The sequence below is a fragment of the Pseudonocardia xinjiangensis genome (genome assembly GCF_012911925.1).
GTDB classification, from domain to species: domain Bacteria; phylum Actinomycetota; class Actinomycetes; order Mycobacteriales; family Pseudonocardiaceae; genus Pseudonocardia; species Pseudonocardia xinjiangensis.
Genome location: NZ_JAAXKY010000027.1, coordinates 51,630 through 59,350 on the forward strand (window position 1 = coordinate 51,630; position 7,721 = coordinate 59,350).

A 7,721-nucleotide genomic window follows, 5' to 3' on the forward strand; every position below is an offset into this window, starting at 1 on the left:
TCTCCTCATCTTCCCCGCACCATGCGGGTCGGAATTGGCACCGTGATCGAGCGCGGATGCGCATCGCCGGTTGCCGGGGCTTCGCCGGGCCGTTCCCTCTGCCCCTCTGGATGAGCCATGTGAAGTTGTTCCGCGGCTGGTCGAGCAGCCGTCAGATGTCAGCCACGTTACGTCACGATCCACTGCGGACCCAAGTCCTGTCCGGATTCTGGGAGCCGGGTCACGCGATGTCGGTGGCGTGCGCAAGCATGGACGGCATGTCCGCGCCCCGTCCGCCCGCGCCGTTGCGCCTCATCCTCGGCGAGGAGGAGCTGCTGGTGGAGCGGGCGGTCGAGCAGGTCGTCGCGGAGGTACGGGCGGGTGAGCCCGGCGCCGAGCTGCGGCGCTACCGGGCCGCCGACCTCACCCCGGTCGATCTGGCCGACAACCTGAGCCCGTCACTGTTCGCCGAGGGCCGGGTCATCGTCCTGCAGTCCGCCCACGAGGTGGGCAAGGAGCTCGCCACGGCGATCGTCGAGCAGTCGGCCGATCCGGCCGATGGCATCGTCCTGGTCGTGCTCCACGCGGGGGGCGCCCGCAACAAGGCGCTGGCCGACGCGCTGCGCAAGGGTGGCGCCGTCGTCACCACGTGTAACCGGATCACCCGCTCCGAGGAGCGCTCCGACTTCGTGCGCTCCGAGGTGCGACGCGCCGGTGGGCGGATCGCCCCCGCCGCGGTGGGCGTCCTGATCGAGGCGGTCGGGTCCGACCTGCGGGAGCTCGCTGCCGCGGCGGGCCAGCTCGTGGCCGACACCGGCGGCACCGTCGACGAGCAGGCGGTGCGCCGCTACCACCGGGGCCGCGCGGAGGCGTCCGGTTTCGCGGTGGCCGACAAGGTGATGGCCGGCGACCGGGCGGGGGCGCTGGAGGCGTTGCGCTGGGCGCTCGTGCTGGGGGTGGCGCCCGTGCTCGTGGCCGACGCGCTGGCCGACGGGGTGCGCACCCTGGCCAGGGTGGGTGCGGCCGGCCGGGGCGACCCCAACCGGCTCGCGGGCACGCTGGGCATGCCGCCGTGGAAGGTGCGCAAGGCTCAGGCCCAGGTACGGGCGTGGCAGCCCGAGTCGCTCGCGGTCGCGTTCGACGCGGCGGCCGAGGTGAACGCCGACGTCAAGGGGGCGGCGGCCGACGCGGGGTACGCGCTGGAACGCGCGGTGCTGCGGATCTGCGCGGCGCGCGAGTCACGCTGAGCGCCACCGGAGGGCCGGCGCTGTGGCGGATGACACAGCACAACGGCGCCGCCCTCGGGAGGGCAGCGCCGTTGTGAGCTGGAGGTGGCGCCTCGTCAGAGCGCGTCGACGCGCTTGGACAGCGACGACTTGCGGTTGGCGGCCTGGTTCTTGTGGATGACGCCCTTGCTGGCCGCCTTGTCGAGCGCACGGGCTGCGGCCCGCTGCAGCTCGGTGGCCTTCTCGGTGTCGCCGGCCTCCGCAGCCTCGCGGAAACGCCGCACGGCGGTGCGAACGGCGGACTTGACCGACTTGTTGCGCTGGCGGCGCTTCTCGTTGGTCTTGACCCGCTTGATCTGGGACTTGATGTTGGCCACGCGAATGCCTCGAGTTCTTCTTCGCCTTGTTCCGGTCCGCACCGGCGGCGGGGGATCCTGCGTTCACGCCGGGCGCTCAGCGGTCCATGTTACAGCCCGGCGGGGGCCGCCGGAAATCGGCCCGGCCGGGCAGCTCCCGCGGTCGGCCTAGGGTGATCGCATGACGGTGGTTCTGGTGCACGGCAATCCGGAGACCGATGCGTTGTGGGACCCGCTGAGCGAGCGGCTGTCCGCGCTCGGCCACGCCGACCAGGTGCGGCTCTCGCCGCCGGGGTTCGGTGCCCCGGTGCCGCCGGGCTGGACCGCGACGGTCGGGGAGTACCGCGACTGGCTGGTGGCCGAGCTGGAGGCCATCGGGCGCCCGGTCGACCTGGTGGGTCACGACTGGGGCGGCGGGCACGTGCTCAACGTCGCGATGACCCGGCCCGACCTGCTGCGCAGCTGGTGCTCCGATGTCGTGGGGATCTTCGATCCGGACTACGTGTGGCACGACCTGGCGCAGGACTGGCAGACCCCCGGGGTGGGTGAGGCGGCGATCGAGGAGCGGCTGGACACCCCGGTGGAGAAGGTGGTGGCGAACCTGGCCGAGCGCGGCATGGCTGTTGAGGTCGCCGAGCGCATCGCGCCTGCTTTCGACGCGACGATGGGGGAGTGCATCCTCGCGCTGTACCGCTCGGCGGCGCAGCCGGTGCTGGCGGAGCTCGGGGCCGGGCTGGAGGCTGCGGCGGCCCGCCCGGGGCTCTCGGTGGTGGCCACCGAGGATCATTTCGTGGGCACGGTCGAGCAGCGCCACCGTGCCGCGGTGCGGGCGGGTGCTCGTGAGGAGGTGCTCGACGGGCTCGGGCACTGGTGGATGACCCAGGATCCCGATCGGGGCGCGGCGGTGCTGGCCCGGTTCCTGGACTCCCTGTGACCCCGGCTCCGTGACATCGGCGAGCCGCCGGTGACGGCAGCTACTCGGGCGGAACGGTGGACGCGCTCGACGGCACTGTGGACATGACGCGGCTGGCGTGAACGGTGCCGGTGACCACGGTGTTGCCACCGGAGTGCTTGGCCCGGTACATGGCGGCGTCCGCGGCGGCGAGCGCCACCTCGGGCTCGCCGTCGAGCGGGGCGCGGACCACTCCGACCGACATGGTGACGCCGGCGGCGACATCGGCGGGCAGTGCGGCCACGGCGTCGGTGGCCCGCTGCAGCGCCGCCCGCGCCTCGGGCAGCGGCGTGGCCGGCATGACCACGACGAACTCGTCGCCGCCGTAGCGGGCCACGAGGTCCTGGGAACGCAGGATGGTGCGCAGGCACATGGCGACCTCGCGCAGCACGGCGTCGCCCGCGGCGTGGGAGCGGGCGTCGTTGACGTCCTTGAACCGGTCGAGGTCGATCAGGGCGACGGCACACGGCTGGAGCGCCGGTGTGGTGGTGGCCTCGACGAGCCGCATGTCCAGCGCCCGCCGGTTCGGCAGCCCGGTGAGCGGGTCCTGCAGGGCCTGGGCCGCTACCGCGCCGTGCTCGCGGGCCAACCGGTGGTGCTCGGAGTGGCTGCGCAGCGCGGTGAGGCGCGCCTCGCGAAGGGCCCACAGCTCGGCCTCCAGCGCCTCGGCGTAGCTCGCGAGCGCGTCGGAGCGCCGCGGTGCACCGTGGGCGAGCTCGTCCATCCTCGCGAACTCCCGGTGCAGCGCGAGAGCGAGCACGGCGTCCGGGGTGGACTTGCGCAGCTCGTGGTGCAGCGGGGCGAGTGCCGCCGCCGCGTCGCCCGGACCGCCCGCTGCGAGCAGGCAACGTGCCGTGGCGATGGCGAGCATGATGCGGTCCTCGGTGAAGTTGGTCATCGGCTCGAGCGCGACGAGCATCTCCAGGTGCTCGGGCGCCGGCTGCTTCAAGGAGTACGCCGCTCCGATGATCGAGCACTCCTCGATGGCCTCGGTCCCGCCTTCGGGCAGGCCGTGCGCGGCGGCCCAGAGCCGGGCGGCGGTCTGCGCGGTCTGCGCGGCGCCGACGAAGCGGGTGGCGGCGGCCGCATCGCGCCCGCCACGCTCGAGGCGCAGCGCCCACGACAGCTGCAGCCGGACGCGGTTGAGCTGGAGCACGAGACGGTCCATCAACGACGCACCGCCCTCGGACACGGTGATCGCCCGCTGTGACACCTCGTCGGCCAGCTCGTGCGAGCCGAGCTTGAGCAGCACGAGGACCAGCCCGTTGAGACTCCGTGAGAGCAGCCGCGACCATTCCGCAGGGTCCTCGTGGGGGCCCGGGGCGGTGAGCTCCGTGAGGATGGCGTGGGCGACTGCGGTGTCGGTGAGCGCGTTCTCCCCCTGGTGGAAGACGGCGGTGCGGTGCGCGCGGAGCGTGGCGGCCTCGCCGAGCCTGCGCGGGTCGTCATCGAGCTCGGCGAGCTCGGTGTACTCCAGGAGCAGAGCCTCGACCTCCGCCTCGACCGTCTCCGCGTCGGGGTGGCCAGGGGCGGTACGGACCGGGTCGAGGATGCGCAGCAGGATGCACATCCGGAGCAGCTCGGACACGAGTGGCGACGGGCGGTGCTTGCGGGCGTGCGCGAGCAGCTCGTCCAGCCCGATCCGGGCGGCCACCGCGCCCGCCGAGGTGCCCCGCTGCTGCCAGCGGAACTTGTCGGTGGCCCGGACCAGGATCTGCTGGTCGGTCAGCCGGCATGCGTCCTGTGCGCAGCGGCAGCTCGCCTCGCCCCTCACGAGTACGCACTCGCTCGGGACGGCGAGGGCCGATGAGCGCGGAGTCACGGGTCGCCCCCTGCGAAGGCCATCGGGCAGCTCGGATCGGTCGCCGGGGCTGGGGTCCCGACGGGGGGACCGCGGAGCTCCGTCTCGGCCCTGAGTCTCCACGATTTGGTCATGGTGACACGAGATGCGCTCCGGCGGGAGGCCGGTTTCGGCGATCTGTCCGGCCCGCTGACGGTGATCGCCAGGTCGCGCCGCCCGGGCCGGCGCGCTGCGGAGCCGTAGTGCTGTGTGCAGCCCGTCCCCACAGCAGTACGGCTCCATGGTGCGTGCGCGGGGGCCGGGTGACCGGCGGCTCCGCGCTCACGGCGCCGCATGGGACGATAGAGGGACCTATACCTGAAGGATCCGTGAGTGAGCTCGTTCGCCGACCAGACGTTCACCCCTCCGGAGCTGATCCGGAACTTCTGCATCATCGCCCACATCGACCACGGCAAGTCCACCTTGGCCGACCGCATGCTGCAGCTCACCGGTGTGGTGGAGGAGCGGGCGATGCGCGCCCAGTACCTCGACCGGATGGACATCGAGCGCGAGCGCGGCATCACGATCAAGGCGCAGAACGTGCGGTTGCCGTGGAAGGTGGGGACCACGGAACACGTCCTGCACCTCATCGACACCCCCGGCCACGTCGACTTCACCTACGAGGTGAGCCGGGCGCTCGAGGCGTGCGAGGGCGCGGTCCTGCTGGTCGACGCCGCGCAGGGCATCGAGGCCCAGACGCTGGCCAACCTGTACCTGGCGCTGGAGAAGGACCTCACGATCATCCCGGTCCTCAACAAGATCGACCTGCCGGCTGCCGACCCGGACCGGTACGCGGCGGAGATCGCGCACATCGTGGGCTGCGAGCCCGACGACGTGCTGCGGGTGAGCGCCAAGACCGGGCTCGGCGTGCGCGAGCTGCTCGACGAGGTGGTCCGGGTGACACCGGCGCCGGTCGGTGACCCCGATGCCCCCGCGCGGGCGATGATCTTCGACTCGGTCTACGACACCTACCGCGGCGTCGTCACCTACATCCGTGTGGTCGACGGGAAGATCACCCCGCGCGAGCGGATCAAGATGATGTCCACGGGCACCACCCACGAGCTGCTCGAGGTGGGCATCGTCTCCCCGGAGCCCAAGCCGAGCGTCGGGCTCGGCGTCGGTGAGGTGGGCTACCTCATCACCGGCGTGAAGGACGTGCGGCAGTCGAAGGTCGGCGACACGATCACGAGCCAGCGCCACGGCGCCACGCAGCCGCTCACGGGCTACCGCGAGCCGCGTCCGATGGTCTACTCGGGCCTCTACCCCGTCGACGGCTCGGAGTACCCGGACCTGCGTGAGGCGCTGGACAAGCTGCAGCTCAACGACGCCGCGCTCACCTACGAGCCGGAGACCTCGGCGGCGCTGGGCTTCGGGTTCCGGTGCGGGTTCCTCGGCCTGCTGCACCTGGAGATCACCCGCGACCGGCTGGAGCGCGAGGCCGGGCTGGACCTGATCTCCACCGCGCCGAACGTCGTCTACCGGGTGATCAAGGACGACGGCACCGAGATGACGGTGACCAACCCGTCCGACTGGCCGACCGGCAAGGTCGCGCAGATCTTCGAGCCGGTGGTGAAGGTGACGGTACTGGCGCCGTCGGAGTTCATCGGCACGATCATGGAGCTGTGCCAGGGCAGGCGCGGCCAGCTCGGCGGGATGGACTACCTGTCGGAGAGCCGGGTCGAGCTGCGCTACACGATGCCGCTCGCCGAGATCATCTTCGACTTCTTCGACGCCCTGAAGTCACGCACCCGCGGCTACGCCAGCCTCGACTACGAGGAGGCGGGCGAGCAGGAGGCGGAGCTGGTGAAGGTCGACATCATGCTGCAGGGCGAGGCGGTCGACGCGTTCTCCGCGATCCGGCACAAGGACGATGCCTACTCCTACGGCACGTCCATGACCACCAAGCTGCGTGAGCTGATCCCGCGCCAGCAGTTCGAGGTGCCGATCCAGGCGGCGATCGGGTCGCGGATCATCGCGCGGGAGAACATCCGGGCGATCCGCAAGGACGTTCTCGCCAAGTGCTACGGCGGTGACATCACCCGCAAGCGCAAGCTGCTGGAGAAGCAGAAGGAGGGCAAGAAGCGGATGAAGACCATCGGACGGGTCGAGGTCCCGCAGGAGGCCTTCGTCGCGGCGCTGTCCACCGACTCCGCAGGGGACGCCAAGTCCGGGAAGAAGTAGGCCTCGGCGCCGCCCTGATCATGGGGCGCCGCCGGTGCGAATGATCTCGGCGATGATCGCCGTTCCCCTTACCATGACCACATGACGGATCTTCCGGCGGCACCCGGCGGGCAGTCGCCGGGGGTTGCCGGCCTCGTCCTGGTGGTCGTCCTGGTGATCGGGGTGTTCGCCGGCCGGTCGAAGCGGCGGTTCACGCTGCTTCTCGTAGGGCTGCTGGTGACCCTCGGGATCGGCGTCGCGGTCACCGTGCTCGCCGCCGCGCCCGGGGCGGTCGCCGACCGCGCGGCGGAGCTCACCGGGTTCTACGCGGTGGCGGTGCCGCTGACGGTCGCCTACGCGGCCGGCTGGCTGTGCGGACGCGGCAACCTGCTCTGGCGCCTGGTGGTGCTCGGGGTGGCCGTGCTGGTGCTCGCTGTCTTCCCCTACACCGACGCGGGGCGGGTCACGGCAGACACGGTGCTCGGGGCGCCCGCTCCGGGACCTCGGGACGGGGGAGCGCTGAGATGACCACGCAGGCCACGCACGCCGGGGGACGGGTCGAGTCGGTGAACGTGGCCGTCGTGCGCACCGACGACTGGACGAAGGTCAAGAGCGGGCGTTCCGGCATCGACAAGCGCCCGGTCGAGGGCCCGGTGCTGCTCACGGCCACCGGCGTCGACGGCGACACGTTGTGCGACGTCGCGAACCACGGCGGCCCGGACCAGGCCGTGTACGCCTACTCGGTCGACGACCTCGCGTTCTGGACGGCCGAGCTCGGACAGCCGGTGCTGCCCGGCGGGGTGGGGGAGAACCTCACGATGTCGGGGGTGGACTGCTCGGGCGCCGTGATCGGCGAGCGCTGGCAGGTGGGGGACACCGTGCTGCAGGTCCGCGGCCCCCGGATCCCGTGCCAGGTGTTCGCCGGGTTCCGCGGCGTGCCCGATCTCGTCCGGCGGTTCGTCGCCGCCCGACGGCCAGGTGCCTACCTGGCCGTCGAACGTCCCGGCGCGGTGGCGGCGGGCGACTCCGTGCGTGTGCTCGACCGTCCCGTTCACGGCGTCACGGTGACCCACCTGATGGCTGCGCTCACCGGTGAGCGCAGCCAGGTGCCGGCGATCGTGGCTGCCCGCGAGCACCTCGGTGCTCGCGGGCGGGACTGGCTGGACAACGCGCTCGGGGTGAAGCGGGGCTGATCCGGGGGGCTGGCG

7 protein-coding genes and 1 riboswitch are annotated in these 7,721 nt (G+C 72.1%); of the genes, 5 read left to right on the top strand and 2 right to left on the bottom strand.

What is annotated here, in order from left to right; genetic code table 11:
* Positions 1-2: 2 nt before the first annotated feature.
* Positions 3-117, bottom strand: a riboswitch (SAM riboswitch).
* Positions 118-257: 140 nt separating this feature from the next.
* Positions 258-1,226, top strand: coding sequence for a DNA polymerase III subunit delta (holA, locus tag HF577_RS11205; RefSeq protein ID WP_169395719.1), 969 nt, complete (start codon positions 258-260; stop codon positions 1,224-1,226).
* A gap of 95 nt (positions 1,227-1,321) precedes the next feature.
* Here holA and rpsT read toward each other — a convergent pair whose 3' ends face one another.
* A complete protein-coding gene (gene rpsT / locus HF577_RS11210) occupies positions 1,322-1,582 on the bottom strand; it encodes a 30S ribosomal protein S20 (RefSeq protein ID WP_169395720.1) in 261 nt (86 codons plus the stop codon).
* 160 nt (positions 1,583-1,742) lie between these two features.
* Here rpsT and HF577_RS11215 point away from each other — a divergent pair, with 160 nt between their 5' ends.
* Positions 1,743-2,495, top strand: coding sequence for an alpha/beta fold hydrolase (locus HF577_RS11215; RefSeq protein WP_169395721.1), 753 nt, complete (start codon positions 1,743-1,745; stop codon positions 2,493-2,495).
* Positions 2,496-2,535: 40 nt separating this feature from the next.
* On the opposite strand, the gene HF577_RS39675 is transcribed toward HF577_RS11215, so the two are convergent.
* The gene (locus tag HF577_RS39675) at positions 2,536-4,335 is read right to left on the bottom strand and encodes a GGDEF domain-containing protein (RefSeq protein ID WP_169395722.1); all 1,800 of its coding nucleotides are present in this window, start codon (positions 4,333-4,335) and stop codon (positions 2,536-2,538) included.
* Positions 4,336-4,686: 351 nt separating this feature from the next.
* Between HF577_RS39675 and lepA the strand changes: the two genes are divergently transcribed.
* The 3 genes from lepA to HF577_RS11235 all read left to right on the top strand — a co-directional run bounded on the left by lepA (position 4,687) and on the right by HF577_RS11235 (position 7,706).
* On the top strand, positions 4,687-6,534 hold the full coding sequence (lepA, locus tag HF577_RS11225; protein ID WP_169395723.1) for a translation elongation factor 4: 1,848 nt from the start codon (positions 4,687-4,689) through the stop codon (positions 6,532-6,534).
* 81 nt (positions 6,535-6,615) lie between these two features.
* The gene (locus tag HF577_RS11230) at positions 6,616-7,041 is read left to right on the top strand and encodes a hypothetical protein (RefSeq protein ID WP_169395724.1); all 426 of its coding nucleotides are present in this window, start codon (positions 6,616-6,618) and stop codon (positions 7,039-7,041) included.
* The gene (locus HF577_RS11235) at positions 7,038-7,706 is read left to right on the top strand and encodes an MOSC domain-containing protein (RefSeq protein WP_169395725.1); all 669 of its coding nucleotides are present in this window, start codon (positions 7,038-7,040) and stop codon (positions 7,704-7,706) included. Before HF577_RS11230 ends, HF577_RS11235 begins: the two co-directional genes overlap by 4 nt.
* Positions 7,707-7,721 lie beyond the last annotated feature (15 nt).